The organism is Clostridium aciditolerans (genome assembly GCF_016316925.1).
In the GTDB taxonomy this organism is placed as follows: Bacteria; Bacillota; Clostridia; order Clostridiales; family Clostridiaceae; genus Clostridium_AM; species Clostridium_AM aciditolerans.
In genome coordinates this window covers 1-25530 of the sequence record NZ_JAEEGB010000041.1, presented here as the reverse complement: position 1 = coordinate 25530, position 25530 = coordinate 1, and the positions used below count along the sequence as shown (strand labels likewise).

Annotated in this window: 21 protein-coding genes; 11 read left to right on the top strand and 10 right to left on the bottom strand. The window is 31.3% G+C overall.

Going from position 1 to position 25530, the window contains the following annotated elements:
- Positions 1-410: 410 nt before the first annotated feature.
- Together I6U51_RS21800 and I6U51_RS21795 are read right to left on the bottom strand one after the other, a co-directional pair.
- Positions 411-599: a DUF4250 domain-containing protein gene (locus I6U51_RS21800; protein ID WP_246517602.1), complete on the bottom strand. Its 189-nt coding sequence runs from the start codon at positions 597-599 to the stop codon at positions 411-413.
- A 28-nt stretch (positions 600-627) separates the two neighbouring features.
- Positions 628-2634, bottom strand: a complete 2007-nt coding sequence (locus I6U51_RS21795; protein WP_211144670.1) for a Na+/H+ antiporter — start codon at positions 2632-2634, stop codon at positions 628-630.
- Between the two features lie 449 nt (positions 2635-3083).
- On the opposite strand from I6U51_RS21795, the gene I6U51_RS21790 reads away from it, so the two are divergent.
- The gene (locus I6U51_RS21790; protein ID WP_211144669.1) at positions 3084-3266 is read left to right on the top strand and encodes a hypothetical protein; all 183 of its coding nucleotides are present in this window, start codon (positions 3084-3086) and stop codon (positions 3264-3266) included.
- A 120-nt stretch (positions 3267-3386) separates the two neighbouring features.
- On the opposite strand, the gene I6U51_RS21785 is transcribed toward I6U51_RS21790, so the two are convergent.
- Positions 3387-3584 (bottom strand): cold-shock protein, encoded by a 198-nt coding sequence (locus I6U51_RS21785; protein ID WP_211144668.1) that lies wholly within the window; start codon positions 3582-3584, stop codon positions 3387-3389.
- A 488-nt stretch (positions 3585-4072) separates the two neighbouring features.
- On the opposite strand from I6U51_RS21785, the gene I6U51_RS21780 reads away from it, so the two are divergent.
- The 4 genes from I6U51_RS21780 (at position 4073) to I6U51_RS21765 (ending at position 8583) form a co-directional block, all read left to right on the top strand.
- Positions 4073-4771 (top strand): response regulator transcription factor, encoded by a 699-nt coding sequence (locus I6U51_RS21780; protein WP_211144667.1) that lies wholly within the window; start codon positions 4073-4075, stop codon positions 4769-4771.
- Position 4772: 1 nt separating this feature from the next.
- Positions 4773-5789: a sensor histidine kinase gene (locus tag I6U51_RS21775; RefSeq protein ID WP_211144666.1), complete on the top strand. Its 1017-nt coding sequence runs from the start codon at positions 4773-4775 to the stop codon at positions 5787-5789.
- A gap of 75 nt (positions 5790-5864) precedes the next feature.
- Positions 5865-6629, top strand: coding sequence for an ABC transporter ATP-binding protein (locus I6U51_RS21770; RefSeq protein WP_211144665.1), 765 nt, complete (start codon positions 5865-5867; stop codon positions 6627-6629).
- Positions 6619-8583 carry an FtsX-like permease family protein gene (locus tag I6U51_RS21765; RefSeq protein WP_211144664.1) on the top strand — a complete coding sequence of 655 codons (1965 nt, stop codon included), beginning with the start codon at positions 6619-6621 and terminating at the stop codon, positions 8581-8583. The genes I6U51_RS21770 and I6U51_RS21765 overlap by 11 nt, the downstream gene beginning before the upstream one ends.
- 84 nt (positions 8584-8667) lie before the next feature.
- Here the strand turns inward: I6U51_RS21765 and I6U51_RS21760 are convergent, their stop codons facing one another.
- Positions 8668-8979: a CC/Se motif family (seleno)protein gene (locus I6U51_RS21760; protein ID WP_343069830.1), complete on the bottom strand. Its 312-nt coding sequence runs from the start codon at positions 8977-8979 to the stop codon at positions 8668-8670.
- A 284-nt stretch (positions 8980-9263) separates the two neighbouring features.
- Here I6U51_RS21760 and I6U51_RS21755 point away from each other — a divergent pair, with 284 nt between their 5' ends.
- The 4 genes from I6U51_RS21755 (at position 9264) to I6U51_RS21740 (ending at position 13477) form a co-directional block, all read left to right on the top strand.
- Entirely contained in the window at positions 9264-9650 is a 387-nt protein-coding gene (locus tag I6U51_RS21755) for a BlaI/MecI/CopY family transcriptional regulator (protein WP_343069819.1), read from the top strand.
- Between the two features lie 6 nt (positions 9651-9656).
- Positions 9657-11417 (top strand): M56 and phosphodiester glycosidase domain-containing protein, encoded by a 1761-nt coding sequence (locus I6U51_RS21750; protein ID WP_211144662.1) that lies wholly within the window; start codon positions 9657-9659, stop codon positions 11415-11417.
- A gap of 154 nt (positions 11418-11571) precedes the next feature.
- Positions 11572-12303, top strand: a complete 732-nt coding sequence (locus I6U51_RS21745; RefSeq protein WP_211144661.1) for an ABC transporter ATP-binding protein — start codon at positions 11572-11574, stop codon at positions 12301-12303.
- Positions 12293-13477 (top strand): ABC transporter permease, encoded by a 1185-nt coding sequence (locus I6U51_RS21740; protein ID WP_211144660.1) that lies wholly within the window; start codon positions 12293-12295, stop codon positions 13475-13477. Before I6U51_RS21745 ends, I6U51_RS21740 begins: the two co-directional genes overlap by 11 nt.
- Before the next feature lie 79 nt (positions 13478-13556).
- On the opposite strand, the gene I6U51_RS21735 is transcribed toward I6U51_RS21740, so the two are convergent.
- Positions 13557-14939: a radical SAM/SPASM domain-containing protein gene (locus I6U51_RS21735; protein WP_211144659.1), complete on the bottom strand. Its 1383-nt coding sequence runs from the start codon at positions 14937-14939 to the stop codon at positions 13557-13559.
- 335 nt (positions 14940-15274) lie between these two features.
- On the opposite strand from I6U51_RS21735, the gene I6U51_RS21730 reads away from it, so the two are divergent.
- A complete protein-coding gene (locus I6U51_RS21730) occupies positions 15275-16153 on the top strand; it encodes a YitT family protein (protein ID WP_211144658.1) in 879 nt (292 codons plus the stop codon).
- 170 nt (positions 16154-16323) lie between these two features.
- On the opposite strand, the gene I6U51_RS21725 is transcribed toward I6U51_RS21730, so the two are convergent.
- The 5 genes from I6U51_RS21725 to I6U51_RS21705 form a co-directional block, all read right to left on the bottom strand.
- Positions 16324-17436: an ATP-NAD kinase family protein gene (locus I6U51_RS21725; RefSeq protein WP_211144657.1), complete on the bottom strand. Its 1113-nt coding sequence runs from the start codon at positions 17434-17436 to the stop codon at positions 16324-16326.
- A gap of 110 nt (positions 17437-17546) precedes the next feature.
- Complete coding sequence (gcvPB, locus tag I6U51_RS21720; protein ID WP_211144656.1) at positions 17547-19118, bottom strand: aminomethyl-transferring glycine dehydrogenase subunit GcvPB; 1572 nt, start codon at positions 19116-19118, stop codon at positions 17547-17549.
- A gap of 31 nt (positions 19119-19149) precedes the next feature.
- Complete coding sequence (gcvPA, locus tag I6U51_RS21715) at positions 19150-20550, bottom strand: aminomethyl-transferring glycine dehydrogenase subunit GcvPA (RefSeq protein WP_211144655.1); 1401 nt, start codon at positions 20548-20550, stop codon at positions 19150-19152.
- A gap of 86 nt (positions 20551-20636) precedes the next feature.
- Entirely contained in the window at positions 20637-21419 is a 783-nt protein-coding gene (locus I6U51_RS21710) for an SDR family NAD(P)-dependent oxidoreductase (protein ID WP_211144654.1), read from the bottom strand.
- A gap of 316 nt (positions 21420-21735) precedes the next feature.
- Entirely contained in the window at positions 21736-23274 is a 1539-nt protein-coding gene (locus tag I6U51_RS21705) for an amino acid permease (RefSeq protein ID WP_211144653.1), read from the bottom strand.
- Positions 23275-23571: 297 nt separating this feature from the next.
- On the opposite strand from I6U51_RS21705, the gene I6U51_RS21700 reads away from it, so the two are divergent.
- Positions 23572-25023 (top strand): sigma-54 interaction domain-containing protein, encoded by a 1452-nt coding sequence (locus I6U51_RS21700; protein WP_211144652.1) that lies wholly within the window; start codon positions 23572-23574, stop codon positions 25021-25023.
- The last annotated feature ends 507 nt before the right edge of the window (positions 25024-25530 follow it).

Sequence of the window (25530 nt, the reverse complement as noted above, 5' to 3'; positions counted from 1 at the left end):
TATGTTTCCAAAGCTAAAGGTAGATTTAAAAATTTTGTGTCAGTCTTAGTGAAGGGTTTTAAGACAACCTTAGATCTTAGATACTGTTTGAGCAGAGCGAGTTTATCTAAGTTCTTAGGTCGTCTAAAACACAAGCTTTAGACTGACTAAAAGTTTTTAACGGACTGAAGCTTGGAAACATAGTCCGAGGTGTAAGTCAATTTTCGGCCTTGTAGCCATATATTTTACTGTTTCCTTACTTTGGATTTCTATAACTTACAAAGCAAAACTTCTGACTAAAATAAAATAACACAACATAGTTGATTAGTCAACCATGTTGTATCGATTTCATAATTTCTATTTTATCTTTTTTTATTGTTTCTTATCATAAATTAGCTTAGCTAGAATATTCTCACTTTCTTCGCCGTTCATCATTTAAATTGATTAGTACTGCTATCATATTCATAACCTATGACACTGAGCCTATCTATAATATCTTTCTCCTTTAGATCATAATAACTAGATAAACTTTCAATACTTTCAAATTCATCTCTCAGCTTAGTATTTATAAAACTTAGCAGCATATATGGGTCCATAGATAACATTTGATTTTTATTCATTTTCTTCACCTCTAAGAAATACAGATTCTTATTCCATTATAGTAGCTTCCCAATAATTAATAAATTTTCTTAACTTATTTGCAAGCTCACGATTGATTTCGCCATTTTCAAAGAGAGATTGAACTTCTTTCCTCTGTACTTCAATAGCTTTAAATTGAAGTTCTCTTTTATGTTTATTAAATTGTTCATTATCTTTAGGCTGACTACCTCTTTGTATTCTTCTAATATATTCAGTATAATGTGCAATTATCTCTAATGAGATTCCTCTATTTTCGTCGTTAATTTCTTTTCTAATAGCTGATATGGCTGCGTTATATGCCAATATTTTAGCTGATTCAATTTCCTTAACATCAGTCATAGAGTCATTTTTAGATGAAGAGAATATTTTTAAAGCTACTCCTTTAATTATTGAAATAGCTATATTAATTCTATGTTTTAGTCCATTAGATAGAATACTTTCTGTGTGATTAAATTTCTCTTTAAGAACATTGTAGACATTTTGAGAAATCTCTCCCGCTTTAAATAAGTGCTCAATTTCATCTTCTTCTACTTTAAGTGCCTTAGCATAAATATCCTTTTTCATTTCACTAGACTTCAAATTTAACTCTACTTGATTTTCACTTCTATAACTCTTCCTAATATATCTATTATAGCTAGAAATAACATATAAGGCAGCTTTTTTATTTTCATCATTTATCTCTTCCTTTAATACTTTAATAGAAGCCTCTATTACTTTTATAAATGCTTTTCGCTCAATTTTATTTTTATCTTCCCCTTTTGACTGTTCCTCTTTTTTCACAAGAATAGGCAGAATTATACTTGTTTCAAGCAGACTAAAAAGGATAACTCCTGCTGATATAAATATAATTAAATCACGTTGTGGGAATGGGGCTCCACCTTGTAAAACATAGGGAATTGAAAATGCTCCCGCCAAAGTTACTGCTCCTCTAACACCTGAAAGGGATGTTAAAACAGCTGCTTTGAATCTTAACTTATTAAAAATTCCTTCTTCCCTAAATCTGAATTTTCCTTCACCAAATATGTAAACCCATAGAAATCGAATTAAAGTTAAAATGATGGAAATAACCACAATATATCCGAAAACCTGTAGGTTATTAAATTTCTCATCTATAAATATTATTTTTATTACACCAGGAATTTGCAATCCAAGAATTAAGAAAACAAGACCATTTAAAATAAATAAAATTACAAACCAGGTACTATCTGAAACAATTTGCAATTTTGACATAAAGGACTCTGTATGCTCATGTTCAATAGAGTGTATAATACCTCCAGAAACAACAGCTAAGATTCCCGATAACCCTAAATGTTCTGAGGTTAAATAAATGATAAATGGAGTTAATATCTGAATCAACATTTGGATTGTAACGTCCTCCATACCTAAACGTCGAATAAGTCTACGTATATGAATGATTATAAAAGATAAAACAACCCCACATAACAGGCCTCCAATAGCAATTATAAAGAAGCTAGTCGTAGCTTTAATTAGTGAGAAACTCCCGCTAACAGTTGCAGCAACGGCAAACTTAAATGCTACTAATCCTGAAGCGTCATTTATTAATGCTTCTCCTTCAAGAAGGTTCATTATTTTTTTAGGTAAATGGATTCTCTTAGATAAAGCTTGAACTGCCACTGCATCTGTTGGTGACAAAATTGCTGCCAATGCAAATGCCGCTGATAAAGTTATGGACGGAATCATCCAGTGAATAATATATCCTACAATAAATACCGTTACAAAAACTAATCCAAGTGCCATCAATAAAATTGGAGTTCTTAAATTCCACAATTCACTTCTTGACACTCGTTTTCCATCATTGAACAAAAGAGGCGCAATAAATAACACTAAAAATAACTCTGGTTCTAATGCCATATGTATACCTAGTGGCAGGATTGCTAGTATCATTCCTAAAGAAATCTGAATCAATGGAATAGGGAATGAAGGAATAAAACGATTTATAATATTAGAAATTCCAATGCCTGCTAGTAAAATTAAAATAATTATAAATATCTCCAAATAATCCTCCCCTTTTTATTTCTATTACTATATTAATAATACCATATTGTAATTATGATTCCTCTTTAAAAAATATTGATTCAAATCCGCTGAAAAATATAAGGTAAACTTAAACCGCAAATAGGGTTACTTGATGGAAAGTTAGTTTTTCTATAGCTTGAGTTCTTGTGCTAGTTGAATGAAATTATACTTAATCATTTAGTGTAACTTTAAGCTAAGTTCAATTATTAGTTAATATTTTCAATATATACCACTATAGTTAACTCATAAAAACTTAATATTTATTAAATAAAATGTCTGACTATGCTAACAATAATTAGTGAGATTATTAAGTAATTCTTAGACTCAATTGAGTTTGCTTATTTTGATATGAGCTTATAAAAATAGATGAGCTAGAGGTGATTACCATGGATTTAAAAAACATTAAAAAGGTTGAAGATTTAACCATTATGAGTGATGCAAATAGACGGTTAGAGCAAGGTTGGATACTTATTGGCACATATACTAATAGTTATGACCGTTTTTCTTATCCAGGCGAAACTGCTTTTCATTATGTAGTAGGTCTCCCAGAGGGCGCTGAATACCTAGATACTCCTCAAGATACCAACTACAACGATCCTGGTGAAGCATAAAATGATGATTTCTATGCTGGATTAAAAAACTATAAAAGTGTATTTAAAGTGTACTCTAAGCTTAAACAGCTAAAAACCCCTTAAACAATATTATTGTTTAAGGGGTAAAATATTTACTGATTATACAATAGTAATATTTTCTGCTTGAGGTCCTTTTGGTCCTTCAACTACGTTGTAAGAAACTTTTTGACCTTCTTCAAGTGATTTGTATCCATCTTTATTAATTTGAGAAAAATGTGCGAAAACATCTTTTCCATCTTCTCCTGTAATAAATCCAAATCCTTTTTCTGAATTAAACCATTTAACTGTACCTGTCATATTATGTGTACCTCCAAAATTTTGTTTTTCTTAAACTCGTTGTAATAATTTGTTAATAAATTTCAATAGCAAAATACTATATTTAAATACTAATCAAATATTATTATGTTTAAATTAATTACGATTTATTTAAGTATCTTTTAACTTTATCACCTTTTATTACAAAAAGCAAGTTATTTTAGTATTTTAATAAGTCATTTTTCATGTTTTTGCCCTATTAATATATATTTCCTTTCATTACAACAAACATTTGTTATATATATTATTGGTGTAATTCTCATTCTTTATACAAACACTTATTCTTATTTTAAAAAAGCCACATTTAAATTTTTTTCTATTTCAATGGAGGTTAAATGCCTAAATAACATTTAACGGGCAGAATTGCCTAGCGGTCGTAGACAAACTTCACCTGAAGCTAAGAATACTGTTTATATACAAAAAATAAGATGATATACTTAAAAGATACATTAATGGTACTAGGAGGAAATATGGATAAGCTTTGTATAATAGAGGATGATTTTAAGCTATGTGAATTAGCTAAGGAGTATTTTGAAGCTAAAGGATATGATGTGCACATAGTAAAGGATTTTATTAATATATTAGATGAAATAAATAGAGAGAAACCCAAATTAGTATTATTAGACATAAATTTACCTTATTTTGATGGTTATTATGTTTGCAGGGATATTAGAACTAAATCTAATATCCCAATAATAATAATTTCAGCTAGAAGTGGAGAAAAAGATCAGATTTTAGCTATTGATCTAGGAGCAGATGATTATGTAACCAAGCCCTTTAAATTAGAAATACTACATTCAAAAATTAAAGCTGTTTTAAGAAGAACCTATGGTGAATATGCTTCTACTAATAAAGACATTGAAAGGTCAGCCTTGTATTTAGAAGAAAAAGATTTTTCTATTCATTTTAAAGATAGAATTGTTGAACTTTCTAAAAACGAGTTTAAGCTTATTAATAAGTTTTTGCTGAATCCAGGAAGAGTAGTTAAGAGAGGTGAATTGTTTCAGGAGCTTTGGAATGAGGATACATTTGTCGATGAAAACACGCTAACGGTTAATATAACTAGAATTAAAAACATATTTAAAGAGTTAGGAATTAAAGATATTATAAAAACTAAAAGAGGTGTTGGATATATTTTTGATGATAGTGTGCTAGTAGAGGTGGAATAATATGAAAGATACAATTAAAAACTTTTTTATAGATAAACTTTTGTACATATTCTTTATGTTAATAAACTCGATATTGATAACAACCTTTTATTCCTTTACTGTAGGTGAAAATGTTGAGATTATATATCCTTTTATAATAACCGTATTTCTTATTTCCACCGCGCTGATAATTGATTTGTTTAGATATTACGGATTTAATAAGAACATTATATCGATACAGCAGGATGAGAACCAAAGACTAAAGGCATCAACAAGAGAGCAAAAGGAAGTATCAAAAGCAATTGAACATATTAACCTAAAATATTCTAAGAAGGAACAAAAACTCTTAAGTGATTATAAAAATAAAATATACTTTTTAAGCGGTGCAATACATAAGTTTAAAAACTATATATCTGTTATCGGACTTATAATAGAAAAAAATAAATATAAAAATGGAGAATTAGAATTAGTTTTAAAGGACATAGAATATGAAAATGACAATTTGTGTGCTTCCTTAGAGCAAGTTTTAAATTATATAAAGCTTGATAGTTTTAGTAATGATTTTGAACCTATAACTATTAACTTATATGATGAGCTAAAAGAGATAATCAATGCAAGTAGAAGTACATTTATAAATAATGATGTGTTCCCTATTTTAAACTGTGAAGAAAAAGATAATTGTATAATAACAGATAGAAAATGGAACAAGGCAATAATAGAACAACTAATCACAAACGCAGTCAAATACAGCTCATTAAAAAAGAAAAGTAAAAATATATATTTTAATATTTTCAAAAAAGATAATAATGTATTTTTAGCTGTAAGAGATGAAGGTATTGGTATACCAAGTTATGATTTTAAAAAGATATTTGACCCTTTCTTTACGGGGGAAAATGGAAGAAAAATAAGGAACTCCACTGGAATAGGCTTATATATAGCCAGAGAAATAGCGCTGAAGCTAGGACATGAAATATATATAGAGGAATCAGAAGTCGATATAGGTACGGTGTTTACAGTTAAATACCTTTCAAAATTGTAAGGTTATTTTCACGTAGATAAATTTTTATATGTGGTAAATAACCTTAAGATTGTAGATGAAAGGGAGCTGATTATTATGGAAATTTTAAAAGCAAATAATTTAACAAAAATATATGGTAGTGAAAGAGGCGAAGGATCAACAAAGGCGTTAAACGGAATATCTTTTAGTATAGATACTGGAGAGTTTGTAGGTATAATGGGTCCCTCTGGCAGCGGAAAAACAACACTACTTAATGTATTGAGTGGTATTGATAGGTTAACCTCAGGAAAAGTAACAATAAATAATAAATTGATATGTGAAATGAGCAAAAAAGAGCTGGCTTTATTTAGGAGAAGAGAAATAGGCTATATATTTCAAGATTTTAATCTTTTAGATAGCTTAACCTTAAAGGAAAATATAATGCTTCCAATGATTTTAGATAAAAAACCCTCAGATGAGATAGAAAAGAAAGCTGGAGAGCTTATGAAGCTTTTTGAAATATATAATATAGCAAATAAATATCCTTATAACATATCAGGAGGACAGCAACAGAGAGTTGCTGTAAGTAGAGCACTTATTAACGACCCATCAATAATCTTTGCAGACGAGCCAACTGGAAATTTAGATTCAAAGTCCTCAAAAGGTATTATGGAATGCTTTGAAAAGATGAATAGAGTACTTCAATCAACTATATTAGTAGTAACTCATGATGTTTTTGCAGCAAGTTTTTGCAACAGGATTATATTTATTAAAGATGGAAAAATACACTCAGAAATTATTAAAAAAGGTACAAGAAAAGAATTCTTAGATAGCATCTTTAACTCCTTAGCTGTACTCGGAGGTGAAAGCTATGACATTTAAAGATATAGCGATTAAAAACTTTAAGGGAAATATAAAAAAATACTTAGTATACTACTTATGCAACAGCTTCATTATAACAATGTTTTTTATATATTCAACATTAATTTTTAATGAAAAACTATGGACAACATCTCAAATAGAAAAAGGTATTTTGCAGATGTTGATTATTCCTAATGTAGCCTTAGCAGTGTTTTGTATATTTTTTATAAGCTATGCCCATTCTTCATTTATAAAGTGGAGAAAAAAAGAATTTGGTGTATTTATGAATCTGGGCATGACAATTGAAGATATTAGAAAAATTATCATTTATGAAAATATAATAGTTGCTTTTGGTGCAATACTATTAGGACTTTTAACAGGAGCCGTTTTCTCAAGGCTATTTTTTATTGTTATAACAAGGCTTTTAGAAGTTAGAGGAATAGCTTACACTATAGGTTTTAAAAACTTTATATTTTCAGTTAGCATATTTTTAGGTATATATTTTGTTAACTTAATTACAACAATAACAACTACCTATAAATTTGAGATAATTACACTATTAAAGGAAAATAGAAAAGTTCAAAACAACAGGGTTAACAATCCCCTATTAGCTATTGTTGGAATAGTCATAGTTGTGTGTGCGTCAATATTTTTGTATCTAGAATTTATGGGCAGATACCAAGGACAAGCATTACTATTATCAACTATATTAATTCCAATAGGCGTATACATGATAATATCCCAATTTGGAGAAATATTGATAAAACTTTGTAAAAAAAATAAAAAAGTCTACTATAATAAATTAATATTAATAACCTATATAAATAGCAAGTTTAAGGATACTAAGAAAATAATATTTATCCTCTCAATGTTAGTTGCAGTAGTTATATTTTATGTAGGTGCTATGCTTAGCTTTTGTATCACAGCTGAAAAAAGTGCAGTAGATACAAATACTTATGACATTTCTTATGCTGAAATTAAAGATAAAAATATAATTTCTGATGAAAAAGTAAAGAGAATAATAGTTAAAAATAATGAAAAGATAAAAGCGCATGAAACACTTGAATTTATATATTATTATGTGACTAATAAAATGCCAAATCTCTATATTCTTATGACAGATAAAGAGATAAATAAATTAGGAAAAACAAATTTAAGAGTTGATAAGGACAAATTCATATCTCTTTGTCAGTTTGAAAGAAAGGATGAAACTGATAAAAAGAACATAGAACCCCTTAAGTTAAACTTTACTCTCAACAGTGGCACATATGAATTATATGAACAAGCGGTTGTTTATAAAGCGTTATTTAAAAGTAGCAATTACTGTTACTCTAACATTATTGTTTTGAATGAGAGTGATTATAATTTTATTAAGGATCAAAAAGACATCTGTGCACTTGGTAGGTTTCAGCTATATAATTTTAATGATTGGAAAACTACAAGACCTATTGTTGAAGAGCTAAAAAATGAGCTTGATATAGTAAATAAAAATGTAAAAGAAATACCTTCAGCTTTAAATAAACATGAAAATCCTCTAGAGGTTGCCTCAAAAATTGGCAGTTACAATTATAATAAGCAATCAGCCACACTATTGCTATTCACCTCAGGCTCTTTAGGACTATTCTTTTTTATAGCTACAGCTATAGTGTTGTTTTTGAAGCTATTATCAGATATTGATAATGATAAAAAGAGGTTTAACAGTATGTACAAAATAGGAATTTCAGATGAAGAGGTAAAACAGCAAATAGGAAGTGAACTTAAACCCTTATTTTTTATAGGACCTGTCATCGGGATTATATTAGCCTTCACCTATACTATAATCTTCAGCCAAGATGGAACATCTGATGTAAGAAAGTATTTTATGCATTCTAATTTAATAATTTCCTTAGTATTTTTGTTTATACAAATACTTTATTATTTTATTTGCAAAAAGATTTATAGTGATGAGATATTAGAAGAATTTTTTATACAATAGGATTAAGAAACGCAAAATAGTAGCTCCACATATAGGTGAGGCTACTATTTTTATAAGAAGTATTTTGAATTAACAACTATATCCTTAGTACTTTTTCTTTTGCCAGGTTTTTTGTTTATATGCAAGTACCCCGTTTACAATTAAAGACTTATGTCCTAAAATGTTGCGAAGCTTAATTTTAACATCTTTATTTTCTTCAGTCATTATTGTTTTAGGGACATACACTGTAATCCCATCTTGGACAAAACTCTCATAATTTTCGCTCTCCTCCGGTTCTCCTAACTTGATTACAGGAACAAAAACAGGTCCTGAGCAGCATCCTCCTCTATTGTCCATTTCTATATAAATATCTTGAAGATTCTTTTGATTTAAATACTCTTTAACACCTTTTTTAATCTCTATATTAATAATAACACCTCCTTTTACTTAAGTTTACTGCTGAAGTAATCAAATATATTATAATACATTCTGCATTTTCTGTCATTTTTCTATTAATATAAAATTTTAATTTTTAAACTTATTTACGCCTCTCTATCAGTATCAAATCACTTGTTATTCAAAAGTTAATAACTAATAAGACAAATATTAATCAAAAAGATTACTAGCAGAATAAATTGTATTGACATTCCCCCTCTACAACTGTAGAATGAAATTGTATTCTACAACTGTAGAGAGGAGTAATGATAATGAAAAAATTGCCTAAAATTTCAGATTCTGAATGGGAAGTTATGAAGGTATTGTGGGATAAATCCCCCTTAACCTCCAGTGAAATTATTGAGAAGCTTAAACCTGTTACTAAGTGGAGTCCCACCACAATATATACTTTAATTAATAGACTTGTTAAGAAGGAAGCAATAAAAATCGAAGAAGGATCCTCTCCATATATTTGCTATCCTATTATATCTAAAGAGGATTATACAAAAAAAGAATATAAATCTTTTCTTTCAAAGGTTTATAACGGCTCATTAAATCTTATGATATCCAATATAGTAGAGGAACAAAATCTATCCGATGAAGAAATTGATGAACTTAAAAAAATCCTTGATAAAAGTAAAGAAATGAGATAAAAAGCTATGTCAGAACTTACCCTAATTTTTAATTGGATAGTTGTCTCCTCTATTGCTGCAAGCATTCTTATAGGAGTAATTTTAATTGTAAAATTAATAGTTAAAGATACACTAAGTCCAAATTGGCAGTATCTTATATGGTTAATATTATTGATAAGACTTTTAATGCCTTCTCTTCCTTCAAGCTCTATGAGCATATTTAACACTGTAAAACCAGCAGCTGAAAAAATAGCATTAACTGAGAGAAGCTTTACTCCTAATATAGAAGGCAATATACAAATTCCAAGGATATCCTTACCTGAAACAAATAATATAACAAATAAAACTAATCATGAAGTTTCTAAAGATAAGTTTAATCTCAAAAATATTCTTATGCTTATTTGGCTGTCAGGAGTTTTTATTTTTACACTTTACACTATTTTTATTAACTTAAAAATTATAGTTAAAAATAAGCAGTGGATATTAGCAGATAATGATATTGTTGACCAAAAGCTTAGTGAGTGCAAAGCTGCCTTAAATATAAAGAAAGATATACCTGCTTTTTTCACTAATAATGTTTCTACACCTTCACTTTTTGGGATCTTCAGACCAGTACTGCTTATACCGAAGGATACATACCATAAAATTAGTGATGATGAACTAAAGCATATATTTCTTCATGAGCTATGCCATTTTAAGAGAAAAGATAACTTAATTAACTGGGTAGTTGTAATCTTAAAAATACTGCACTGGTTTAACCCTATTATCTGGTATGGCTTTTATAAAATGCGTGAAGACTGTGAAATAGCCTGTGATACCATGGCAATGTCCTATATGAGTGAAAAAGAAAAGTCTGAATATGGATATACGCTTGTACATCTTTTAGAAATAACTTCAAAGCAAAACCACCTATTAGGAACTATGGGCATATTGTCAGATAAATCAGGAATTAAAAGGAGGATTATAATGATTTCAAAGAATAAAAGATATGTTAAATTTTCTTTGCTTGGTATAGCAATATTATTATCTCTAAGCTGTATATTGCTTACTAATGCAAAAGTTAACACTGCTCATGCAGACAAATTATTAGCGTCTGATAACAAAATTGAGAGTAACATTACTGTAAATGATATTAAAAACTCTGAAAGCTATAGTGGAAAAGTCATGATTATTCCTAATCCTAAAAAAGTGGCAGTTGCCTATAGTTCACAGCTTGGGAAAACAAATAATACTACAAGTGAGCTTGCCAAATCTCAGAATGCCATAGCTGCCATTAATGCAGGTGCATTTTATATGGATCAATTGCCTTGTGGATTTATAATAAAGGATGGAAAATTTATATATACACAATCTAATGATAAAACAACTAAATTTGACACCACTGGTTTTACTGATGAAGGAAAATTAATTATAGGAAGTTATACTTTAGAGGAGTTAAAAGCTAAAGGTGTAAAAGAAGCGGTTGGGTATGGATTACCTCTTATTATTAATGGCAAATCAGTATCTGGAGTAAACAGCTTAGACCTAGGTGTAGGACCAAGAACAGCCATAGGCCAAATGGCGGACGGTACAGTAATATTTCTTGTTACCGATGGCAGAAATACAAACTCTATTGGAGCAACAGTAAAAGATGTAACAGATGTCTTACTTAAAAACGGTGCTGTAAATGCGGCATTATTAGATGGTGGAAGCTCCTCTACCATGTATTATAAAGGTAATGTAATAAATACTCCAAGCAACTCATCTGGAGAACGTAAAGTTCCTTCAGCCTTTGTAGTTCTTCCTTAGCTGACTGTTTCTATAGAAAACCTCAGATTAAAAGCCAATACCTAAATTTATCAGGTATTGGCTAATTTCTTTTCTTAATATGTTTGCCACTAGTTTAGTTAATTACTATAATAGTAATTATTAGTTCTAAATACAAAAGAAAGGTAGGAAAAATATGATTAAGGTTCAATCATTAACTAAAACATTTAAAGATGTTTCAGCTGTAAATAGTATTAGCTTTGAGGTTAATAAGGGCGAAATAGTAGGACTTCTTGGAGAAAATGGAGCAGGAAAAACAACTACACTTAGAATACTTGCAACTATGCTCAAGCCTACATCAGGAACAGCTTTAATAAACAATTACGATGTAAATAAAGACCCTGAAATGGTAAGAGGAGAAATAGGAATACTTTTTGGTGGAGAAGTTGGGCTTTATGACAGATTGACCGGAAGAGAAAATATAAGATATTTTGCTGAGCTTAATGGAATGTCAAAGGAAGAAACAGAAAAAAGCATAGAATATTTAGCTGAAAATCTTGAGATGAAGGAATATTTAGATAGAAGAGTAGGTAAATTTTCAAGAGGGATGAAGCAAAAAATTTCTATAGCTAGGTCCATAGTACATAATCCATCAGTAGTATTGTTTGATGAACCAACATATGGATTGGATGTTACTGCAGCTAGAATAGTGCAGGATTTTATAAAAAAATGTAAGTCAGATAACAAAGCTGTTATATTTTCAAGCCACAGTATGTCCGAAGTAGAAAAGCTTTGCGATAGAATTATAATAATTCATAAAGGGAGAATTATAGAAACAGGAACGATAACAAGTCTAAAATCTAAATACAATAATAATGACATGGAAGAAATATTCATGAAGTTAGTAGGTGATAAAAATGAAAAATAATATTATAGCTGTAGTATTTAAAAAAGAACTTTTAGATTTATTTAGAGATAAAAAGACAATAATCATGAGCATATTAATCCCTATGCTTCTTCTCCCTATAATTTCATTGGTTATTGGAAAAGCCACAAGTAACAGCTATAAAAATGTAGAAAATAATTTGAGAATAACTATAGTTGATAAAGGCAATAGCAATTTTACAGAGTTTCTAAAATCACAAAAGAATATAAAAATAGTTAGCTCTAATAATATAAAACAGGATGTAAAAGATGGTAAAATCTTAGCAGGAATAACTATACCAGAAGGGTTTGATGAAACTATAAGTAAGGATATGAATGAAAATATTACACTAACTTATGACAACTCCAGCAGTGATGGTATGCGGGCTGTTGAAATATTAAATTCTTACATAGCTAAATATTCAAAAGCTATAGTTTCAAATAGATTAGAAAAAAGAAATATAGATTCAAAAATATTGACACCAATAAACGTTGTAGAAGATACTATAGCTAAAAAGGAAAGCGGTACCGGAATGTTAATGCTTAATATTATGATACCTTTGTTATTAATAGTAGGAAGCGTAGGTAGTACAGTGGCACCGTCATTGGAATTAGGCGTAGCTGAAAAAGAAAGAGGTACTTTAGAACCACTATTAACTACTAAAGCAAGCAGAATGTCTTTACTTTGGGGCAAATTTCTAGCAATTACCATAATGGGAATGATAGTATCATTAGCGTATTTAGTCGGATTGTTTATTACTATGAATCAACCTAATGGAATATTTCAGAACGCAAAGGACATTAACATTGGAATGGGAACTATCCTTTTAATAATGATTTTACCTATAATGCTAACAATGGTTTTTGGAGCCTTAGGCCTATCTATAAGCATTTATGCAAAATCTTCAAAGGAAGCTCAAACCTACTTAAGTCCTGTTACAATAATAGCTATGATATTAGTTTATGCCACAATGATGAAGAATGGTAAAAATATAGAAACTTATTATTTTAGTATACCTATAGCTAATGTTTCCTGTTTAACAAAAGAGTTTTTAATGGGTATACATAATACGACACATATAGCTATAACCTTTGGATGGATGATAGTATATATAATTGCTGCAGTTTTATTTTCGAGATACATGTTTAGTAAAGAAAATGTTATTTTTAGAGCATAATGTGAAGTAAAAAAAGCCCCAGCATATTATGTTATTCTATCTTTAGAAAACACTACTGATATATATGCTAGGGCTACTTTTATCCTTTTGACATTTTATAATTTCCTTTACAATCAAACTGTTCTTTCCATGCTTTTTCTGCTAAAGGCTTAAAATCTTCCGCTATTTCATCTAGTTTTCTTTGAAAATCCTTATCCTCTATCATCATTCTTGCACCTTCATCTGTAGGTTTTGCACCTGTTTTGTCTACTACTTCTCTAACTACACTAGTATTATCTATCATCATACATGGCATTAGTAAATTTTCGTTATAAGGCTGCCTACTTCTCAGTTCTTTAAATAAATCTGATTTAAATACATCCATAAGCTTTTTATTCTTTAAGTTATCTACTGCAAAATGTGCAAAAATACATGGTTCTACATCTTCATGGGAGTTGATATGACAATAATATTTGCCTGCTATACACCCTCCAACATATGGTGCATCATTAAAGAAATCTATCATGAAATAAGGTTTATCCTGTCTAAGTTTTCTAACTCTTTCCCCTAATTTTAATCTTTGTTCAGATGTAAGCATCAAATTTATATCTGGGTCTTTTCCTACAGGCATATACATAAAGTACCAGCCCATTCTTGCTCCTTTTTCTACAAGCATATCTATAAACTCATCGGATGTTACAGTATCCACATTCTCTCTACTTGTAGCTGACGAAACTCCAAAAAGAACTCCTCTTTCTTTTAAAAGCTCCATAGCATGCATAACCTTTTTGAATACTCCTTTTCCTCTTCTTTTGTCGGTGTCCTCTTCAAAACCTTCAAGAGAAAACATAGGTATTACATTACCTAACTCTTTAACTTTATCAGCTAAAGTTTCATCAAATAATGTACCGTTAGTAAATGGAGTAAACATGCAGTCTTTATGCTTTTTATATATATCTAGCATATATTCATTAAAGAAAGGTTCTCCTCCCAAAATTATAAAATAATATGTCCCAAACTCTTTTGCTTCTTTAATAATTCTATCCATTTCTTCATATGGTATATCATCTTCTTTGCTATAACTAGAAGCATAGCAGCCAGTACATCTTAGATTACACCTCATTGAAGGACTTATCAAAAGCACAAAGGGTGTCTTTGTACCTGTTTCCTCAAAATACTTAGCTCTTTTAGGCATGCCATACCATGCAGCATTAGCAAAAAAATTTGTAAATAGTTTTTTTATGCATTTTTTATCAGTATTTTTTAAAATATCGTTAATAAATTCACGGGTAGGAAGGTTATTATTGTACATATCTTTTATAACTTTCAATCTTTCTAAGTTTTCCTCATCTTTGTGAACTGCCTTTTCAAACACATCAAATAATTTATCAACATTTTTTTCGGGATTCTTACTCAGTAATTCTGACCCAGCTTTAACTAGGGTATCCTTAGCTTTTCTTTCTAAGATATCTCTTACTTTCATACCAATTCCCCCTAGGATATAAATACATCTATTTATATATGTCTATTAATTGATTTTTTGAATTATACATATGTATTTTAAACTGTATATAATCTTAAAAGCAACTTCGCCACGCTTATTATTACTATACTCAAAATCCTTAAATCTAAAATGAACTGTGGTATGTAAAGTTCATAACCGTAGCTCAAGCTTAACTCATAGGGTAGCTTTGCCCGTCTTTTGCTTAGTAACATATGAGCTTTTGTTTTAACATAAATTTAATATTCTACATATGTTATCTTAAAACATCCTGTGATATACTAGTTCAGTATGAAATCATTATAGAGGGTGGTAAGATGCAGAAAATTGACTACAAAAAACTTGCGCTGGACTTAGTATTTTTAATAACTGGATGTGTCCTCTGCGCATTTTCAACTACTTCAATTTTAAAACCAGCTGGTTTAATCACTGGAGGAATTACTGGTATATCAATCATAACGGACAAGTTAATACACATAAGGTATACCTACGTTTACTATGCGCTATCAATATTAGTGCTTACTATTGCATGGATAACCCTTGGAAAAAGAGAAGGATTTAAAATAATGACTGTATCTCTACTTTTTCCAATAATTCTAATTATCTTTGATAAGCTGCACATTTCTTTTATACACAACGACTTAATGCTAGCCTCAGTTTACTATGGAATACTAAGTGGATTAGGTTGTGGACTTATACTAAAAAGAGGATTTTCTTTTGGTGGAACTGACACCTTAGCGAAAATCTTTCACCATAAACTTTTCCCTTTTATTGGTATTAGTGAGATTTTGCTTGGTATCGATGGTGCAATAATTATATCTTCAGCTATTATTTATGGTATGAATATAGCCTTGTACGCAGTTATTTCTCAGATAATACTTATGAAAGCAATAGATACAGTCCTTTTTGGATTCGGCTCTAAAAAGGTTCAAATAGAAATAATAAGTGAAAAACATGAAGAGATAACAAATTATATACTTCATGAACTAAAAAGAGGTGTTAGCACTTATCAAATTAAGGGCGGCTATATGAATCTAACCCGAACTAAGTTAGTTACAATTTGCTCTCCACGTGAATCTATGTTAATCAAAAGATTTATAGCCCACAGGGATGCAAACGCCTTTGTAAATGTTGCTCCTGTTATATCTGTTTGGGGCAAGGGATCTGGCTTTGATAGTCTTATTGATGATGTTTAAAATTCCTTTCTTTTTCATAATACTCTTATATTAAGAAAGCAGGTATAAGAATCATTTAATTCTTATACCTGCTTTTTATTGAGATATTTTCTACACTTAGTAAATATTTAAGCAAACAAATTACTTCAGACTTTAATAAAAATTTTACTCTATTGTGTTTTAAACTTTCATTATCCAATTTTATAAACTATTCTTTCACCATACCCTACTACAACATTTATATACCCCTGAAGCATCTTATCTATTTCAGAGTTACCAGTATCCACTAGAAATTCCTTACCTCCAAGTGAGTATATCTTTTGTTTTACTGCTACTACAATTATATTTTCTTTACCTGATTTTTCTATAACTCTAGGACTAATTTGCTGATTACCCCTTCCAAATATATATCCCTGTCCACCAATTGGAGTAACAATAATTTTAAAAGGCTTATCATTTATTATGTTTAAGATTTGTTCTTCCGCTGCATCAAGTTGAATAACTTTTTTATTATAGACAACATCTATCCCAAGCAATGTATGCGGAAGATTGAGTTTTTTCATAATTGGAACTGTTGTACTACCTGGGCCAATTAAATAGTAAACATCCTCCTGCATATTATCTATTATATCTACAGCAATAGCTTCCTTTGATACTTCCTCATTTAAAATAGCTCCACATTTCAGCCCTTGTAAAAATTTTTTACTGGAAGGTACCTTTAAATATCCGAAAAGTTTTGCAGTAACTATACCTTGTCTAAAGGCTTCTTCGTCAATATCCATAACCTCTATATCCTGTACTTTTCGAATCTTATTTTGTAGATATTGCAGTGCTAACTCACCGGATTTAGATGGTGTTGCTCCGTATACTGCAGAATGCATTTTAACTCCAGTTGGAATTCCTATAGCTACAAGATTGGTGCCTACTGCCTTATAAATATCTCTTGCAGTTCCATCACCACCTGCAAATAGCAGTAAATCCACATTTCCCTCAAGCAATTTTTTAGCAGCATTAATAGTATCCTCTCGGGTTGTTTTATCAGAAGATATACTACCTATCAGTTTCACTTTAAATCCAAGCCCTTCCGCTTCAACTCCACCCATTTCTCCGGAAAGAGTTAAAATTTCAATTTCATCCTTGAGTATTAATAATTCCTTTAATGCCTTTATTGCTTTTTCTGGAGCCTCGGGAACAGCCCCAAGCTCTATAGCTTTTTCAACTATTTCTGCCTCATCTGTTCCTTTAAGTCCAACTCTTCCCCCCATTCCTGCGATTGGGTTTATAATTAATCCTACTTTTTTCATGGTACTCATCCTAACTACTAATAATTTTCTGTTTACGCTCTGCGAAAGCGATTCACGCCAAATCAGCACTCTGTGTAAGTGATCATCTCAAAATCATGGATTTTGGATGCCTACTTAAGATTTGGGCTCTCTGCTTTCTTCAAATACATTCTCCAGGTTGGCACCCATTTTTCAGGGTCTTCAAATTCTGAATCATCTATTTTATGGACAACACTATTGTGTGGAGCATTTTTAAGGATTTCTGGCTCCTCATAGGCTTCCCTTGAAATCTCAGTTAATACATTAATATATTCATCAAGATCTTCTTTTGAATATGATTCTGTAGGCTCAAGAGTAAATGGTTGTGGCACAATATATGGATGGTGACTAGTCCAATAGTGCAGCCCAAAATCAAACATTCTATTTTGAACATTTTCTGTTGTTATACCAGTATCCTCTGTGAGCTTTTTCCAACTGTACCTAACCTGTTCAATTCTTTGTTTTCCTTCAATAAATGGAGCACTTGCACCTTTGATTTGAAGAACTTTTCTAAATAAATAGTTGTTATTAAGCACCGCAATCTTTGCAACCTCATATAGTCCTTCAGCACCAAGACTCATAATCCATGAATATGCCCTTAAAGCTACCTGTGGTACTCCATAAAATGCTCTTACCTTACCGATGCTGTTTGGTAGGTCATAGTTTAAGAAATAGCTGTCATCTTTTAAATCCACTAATGGAACAGGTAAGAACTGCTCAAATTCCTTTGTCACTCCAACTGCTCCACAAGCTGGGCCGCCACAGCCATGTGGACTTGAAAAGGTCTTGTGTAAATTAAAGAAACACATGTCAAAACCTGCTTCCTTTGCTCTTGTTACACCTAATAATCCATTAGCATTAGCTTGGTCGTAGCAGCATACTCCACCGGCTTCATGTATAAGCCTTGTAAATTCCTTTATTCTATGATTATATACTCCTGTATCTTCAGGATTTGCAACTATAAGTCCTGCTGTTCTATCTGAAATTGCATGTTTAAGTGCTTCTATATCTGGATATCCTTCCTCATCAGGATAAATTGTTATTATTTTATAGCCTTTTAAAGCTGCTGCTGCTGCATCTGATGGATGTGAATAGATTGTTGTTATAACTTCATCTCTTTTATTATCTTCACCAGTAAAAATATGCTTAGCCTTTATAATTGATGCCATTGTCATAATTGCTTGGCTTCCACCACCTGGCTGGAATGAAAATCTATCCATACCGGAAATTTCTCTCATCATATGATCTAATCTATACATTATTTCAAGAGTTCCCTGAACTGTACTCTCCTCCTGCAGAGGATGAAGTTCTGTAACCTTTGACATTCTGGCTAATTGTTCATTTACTTTAGGGCTGTACTTCATGGTACAAGTTCCCTGGCCTATTTCCACATTAAGATCTGCTCCAAGTGTTTCCTGTGATAATCTAAGATAATGTCTTAAAACTCTTACCTGCGAAATTTCAGGTAGATTTACCGAACCCTCTCTTTTCATGCTTTCAGGAATCTTTGATACACCATCACCAATTGCAGACACTATTTCTTTCTCTGCTTTTGGTACAAGTACTCCCCTTTCACCACTCTTGCTGAGCTCAAATATTATTGGCTCATCCCATTTTGCCTGATGAAATTTTCTTAGTGTATTGCTTCTATCAATTCTTTTCATTATAATACTCCCTTCCTTAACAATATAACTACTATTCTTCAACAATTTCCTTTATAGCACCTACGAGTCTGTCTATATCTCTCTTTGAATGAATTTCAGTTACACAATACAAAGCCGCTTGACCTAGTCCTGGAAACTTCTTTGAAAGATCCAAGCCTCCAAATATTCCTTTATTAAGAAGCTTATTATTTATTTCTTTAACTGTTTTTCCAGTTTTATTAAAATCAACAACAAATTCTTTAAAGGATACAGAAGTAAATAATGACCCTGTTACATTTTTAATATTATTTAATTCCTTTATTGCATATTGGGATTTCTGCATTATTGTCTGTCCTAATTCTTCCATTCCCTTAGGTCCCATTAAGGATAGATAAACACCTGCAGTTATACCTAAACTAGCGGTTTGTGTACCTACATATTCCTTTCCACCTTCTCTTAATGCAAAGGAAGTTCTTTCATAGGCAACATCACCAAAACCATATTCCCCTGGAACTATTGTTGGAGCTATACCAAATAAACGGGAAGGAAACTCCATTACATATTTTTCCTCATCTCTAGTTGCAATAAATCCTGATTGTCCACCACCATAGTTCATATGAATTCCAAGGGGCTGTAAATCTCCACATACTATATCCGCACCATATTTTCTAGGTGGCTGAAGAATTCCAAGGGAGCTTGAATCAACACCAACAATACTAATTGCTCCAGCTTCATGTGCTTTTCTTGATATTTCCGCTCCACCCTCTTCTATAAAACCGAGGAAAGATGGATTTTCAAAATAAACAGCAGCAGTATCTTGTGATAACTTATTTTCAAGGTCAGTTAAATTCACCTGTCCTGTTTTGGAATCAAAATCCACAAGTATACATTTAATTTGTGGTGCACAATAATTCTTTATAATAAGTAATTTATCATCATCAATTGTTCCTGCAATTAAAACTTCATTTCTTCCTGTTATTCTAGATGCCATTCTAATAGAAGTTGCAGCTGCTTGTGCCCAATCAAAAGTAGGAACATTTACAACATCCATGTCAACAAGCTCAGCTACAAGACTTTGATATTCAAAAAGTGTCTGGAATCTTCCATGATCTTCGTAAGGCTCACCACCATATGCAGTTAAAAACTCAGCTCTTGAATTGATTTCGTCGCACACCGCTGGCACAAAATGCTGCCAACAACCAGCACCTAAAAAATTCAAATTTTCACTGCAGGTTTTATTTTTTCCGATTATACCCTCAACATGTCTTTTTAACTCATATTCTGAAGGATAACATTCAGGCAGTTCCATATTACCTTTTAATTTCAATTCCTCTGGTATTTCATCATGAAGATCTTCAAGATTTTCAAGACCAATTTCTCTTAACATTTCTTTTTGTACTTCTATATTTGAATTAGGTATATACGGATGATTTTTATATCCTTTAATAGGCATATTTTTTACCCCCTAACTAAATTTGGTTTTTATCAGATGACTACCAGTTCTAACACTTCCATCTGATTCAACTTCCACTTCATTACCTATGCTAGACCACCGCCATCAACTACAAGAGCAGCTCCTGTAATCCATGTAGATAGATCACTAGCAAAGAACAATACTGCATTAGCAATATCCCTTGGAGTTCCAAGCCTTTCAAGTGGTCTTCCAGCGGCTGATAATTTCAAGAATTCTTCATCATCAATGCCAAGCTGACGTCCTTCATCTCTTAATAGCGGTGTATTAGTATCGCCAGGATTAATGCTATTTACCCTTATGTTTTGCTTTCCATGGTCTATTGCCATTGCTCTAGTTAAATTAACAATTCCACCCTTTGCAGCACAATAAGCCGCAGCATCATCTCCACCTTTTAATCCCCAGCCTGAGCCAGTATTTATTATGCTTCCACCGCCGCCCTCAGCCATTACTGGAATCACATATTTGGACATTAAATAGGCACCCTTTAAAGTAACGTCAACTACAAAGTCCCACTCTGACTCTTCAAGATTAACTACAGTTTTTCTTTTTGTTACTCCTGCATTATTAAATAAAATATCAATTCTTCCATACTTATCCTTAATAATATTTACAGCTCTTTCACAATCTTCTCTTGATACAACATTATTTTTTATGAAAAAAGCTTGCCCTCCATTTTTAACTATTTCTTCCTCTGCCTTTTTGCCAAGTTCTTCGTTAATATCAAGGATAGCAACCTTTGCTCCGTATTCAGCTAAAAGTTCACAAGTTGCGCGGCCGATTCCTGATGCTCCTCCTGTTACCACTGCAACTTTTCCTTCCAATGAAAGTACATCTTTGTCTCTAAACATAGTAAAACCCCCCATTATTTTTATTGTGATGCTAATATTCTTATGAATATAAAATTCTCATCTCTATTTTATATTCATCATAAAGAAGAATTATTTTATAAATAATATTAACTACTCCTATATAACCCTAAAGCAAAATTTGTGCCAAACATTTCCAATGATATTATCAATACTAATTCCTTTTACATTTTACTTTTTTGCCACATTTGGCAATACAAGTGACAACTATAAGCAAATCTAAAATAAAAAAACCGACTTATATGTACAGGTGTTCAATGAACACTCATTTACATACAAGTCAGTTAAAACATTCTACTTATTTGGATTCCTTATTTGTCTCGTCCATTGAGAAATCTACTTCCATTAAAGGCACTACCTTTGTTTTCTTGACAATCTTATATCCTAACCAAGCTAAAAGGAATATTGGGACACCTACATAGTTAAATATAACACTTACCCAGTCGATCTTATCGCCAGTAAAGGCACTTAAATTCATACCGCAAATTACTAATACTGTGAGTACTCCTGCTACTATCGGTCCAAAAGGATACCACTTAGCCTTAAACTTAAGATCCTCAACCTTGCCGCCTTGTGCAATATATGCCTTTCTAAATCTATAATGACAGGCTGAAATTCCAATCCAGGTTATAAAACCAGCTACACCAGTTACTGAAACTAGGAATGTATATATAGTTCCATCACCTACAAAGGATGAAAGAAAGCAAAGTGTACCTACAAGTGTTGTGAACATTAGTGCATATACAGGAACTCCTTTAGCACTTACTTTTGTAAACATCTTAGGAGCCTTACCATTCTTAGCCATAGAATATAGGATTCTTGTTGAAGCATATAGTCCTGAGTTACCTGCTGATAAAACAGAAGTAAGGATTACTGCATTCATGAGAGATGCAGCAAAGGCTATTCCTGTCTTTTGAAATACCAAAGTAAATGGAGAAATGGCAACATCTTGAATGGCACCACTCTTTAATAAGTTAGGCTCTGTCCATGGGATTAAAAAACCTATAACTATAATAGCACCTATATAGAATAATAATATTCGCCAAAATACATTTTTTATAGCCTTTGGAACATTTACTTCTGGATTTTCAGACTCTCCCGTTGCAATACCAACAAGTTCAGTTCCCTGGAAAGAGAATCCCGCTGTAAAAAATGCTATACATATAGCTGCTGCACCACCTATAAAAGGACCGGTATTGCCTTTGCCATCTGAAACCACCCAATTTGAGAATCCAGGAGCTGTACCTCCTAGAATACCGAATATCATAAGCACACCTACTACAAGGAATATAATTACCGTTGCAACCTTTATACCTGCAAACCAATATTCTGCCTCACCGAAGGACCTTGCTGAAAGAACATTAAGTGTAAATAAAATTGCTAAGAACAGAATACTCCAATACAAGCCTGGGATGTTTGGAAACCAAAATTTCATGATAAGTGCACTAGCTGCCAGTTCTGCTGCTACCGTTGTAGACCAACTAACCCAGTAGTTCCAACCAAGGGCAAACCCAAGAGCTGGGTCTATAAATTTTGTAGCATAAGTTTCGAAAGAACCTGAACTTGGAATAAGTGTTGCCATCTCTCCAAGAGATTGCATCATAAAGTATACAAGCATACCCATAACAGCAAATGCAAGCAGTGCGCCACCTGGCCCAGCTGAGCTTACAGCATTACCACAAGCAAGAAAGAGCCCTGTTCCAATTGCACCTCCAATTGCTATCATGTTAAGATGTCTTGCTTGTAGACTACGACGAAGTTCCCCATCCCTTTTCTCTGTATTCCTTATCTGCAGACTATCATGAAGCTTATTACTAGGTCCCTCATTATTGCTCATTTTTTTCCCCCTTATCTTTATTATTATTTTAATCGCTTGCGCAATTACGCAAACGTTGGTTTACCTAACTTTGAGGTCATAGTAAATACAGAACTTTATCTTAATTACATTTATTGTTATAATATATAACATATTACATATAAGTTAATTTATATATATGATGTAAATAGCAAAATTCATGCCAAGTAAATTCTATTTTTTTTACTAATTTATAATTCAATTAAAATGTTGTTTGCGATACTCTCGCCATTTTTGTCATATACATTGCCAAAATTATGATTTTTAAGGAGGAGTTTTATGGATTTACTCAAAAAGGCTAAACCGACTATAGAAAAATTGCTTAATCTTCTTTCTACTTCCCTTAATATTGAATCAGCAATTATTGATGATAACTTTAATCTAATAATATCTACAAAAAATTATTTAAAATATAAAGGCCTAGAAGTACATAGTCCATCTATCAAAAAAGTTCTTTCAAATGGACGTACTTTAGTGAACAAACCCGGGCACATGCTCGAATGTAATGGTTGTAGGTTTGACAATAAATGCCCATCTACAATTGAAATTTTAAATACAATAAAATATAAAGATAACCCTATAGGAGTCCTTTGCTTAACTTCCTTTACCAAAGAAGGTCGAATGAAATTAACTGATAATATCAATATTTATATTGATATTATAAATGAGATCTCTGATTTGATAGAAAGCCTTTTTGTAAATGATTACCAATACACAGAATTTGATTATCCAAACTCATTATTAAATTCCACAGCAGATATACCTAGTGATACAGAATCTAATGATCACCTGAATAAAATAAAAGGAATAAGTAGTGATATACAAAAGCTTAAAGAAAGAGTCAGTAAGATAGCCAATAGTTCCTCTACCGTTCTAATAACAGGAGAAACAGGTACAGGAAAAGAGCTATTTGCAAAAGCAATTCATTACACAAGCAAAAGGGCAAACTCTCCTTTTATATCGATTAATTGTGCAAGCATCCCTGAAAATTTATTTGAAAGCGAGCTATTTGGCTATGATGAAGGAGCCTTTACAGGGGCAAGAAAAGGTGGGAAACCTGGTCGATTTGAATTAGCACAGGGAGGTACAATCTTCCTAGACGAAATAGGTGAAATGCCTTTATATACACAGGCAAAATTATTAAGAGTACTTCAAGATTATACAATTTACCGTGTAGGTGGAATACGTCCAATTAATATAGATGTTAGAGTAATAGCTGCTACTAATCAAAATATTGAGGATATGATTAGCAAAAAAGAATTTAGAGCTGATTTATATTACAGGATAAATGTAATTCCTTTTAATATATGCTCTCTTCGTTATAGGAAAAATGATATTGAGTTATTATCAATCCACTTTTTAGAAAAATATAACAAAAAACTAGATAAGAACATTAAAAGTTTCTCCTCTAAAACTCTTGAGCTTCTTAAAGCTTACGATTGGCCAGGCAATGTCAGAGAACTTGAAAATGTTATTGAATATGCAGTGAATGTTGAGACAAATAATATTATTGCCCCAAGCAGCCTTACAGAAAAAATCACTATGAATTCTAATACTAACAACTTAAATATAAAGCCTAAAATAAAAAATGTTGAGTTTCAAATTATAAAAAATACTTTAGATAAATATGGATGGGATGCTAGTGGTAAAACCTTAGCAGCAAAAGAATTAGGCATTGGTCTTAGAACCTTATACAGAAAAGTTAGTTTATATGATATACAAAATAAATAATTAAAATAAAATTTCTATCTTTTAATCTAAGGCTATGTTTAAGATAAATGTTGAAAATTGATCAAGAACTTTAATTATAAATTATGAGGCGGTGGATATAATATTGAGAAATAAAGGTATTAAAATAGCCTTATCATGTATTATCATGGTAGCGTTTTATATTGGATTTGATATTTTTACTCATTCAACAATTTAAAGAGTTATAAGAACAAACCTATTTTTTGAAGGTTATTTTGTAAAAGCATTTAAGACAGAGATTTCTGAACGACCAATTCCTGACTCGCAATATGGCACTATGTATATTTGTAAAAATCCTGCTATTGGTCCAGACTCGTATGATGTTGACAGTAAGTATACTTATTTTGGTAAGATTAAATATTGGTATATTAATTGGTCGGGAACTGGTGGCGGCTAAATAGCATTCTGTAAATAACGCACTAATGGAAGTCAATTTTGACTTCCATTAAAAATTAGTATAATATCGATAATATTCTTCTTAATTTTAGT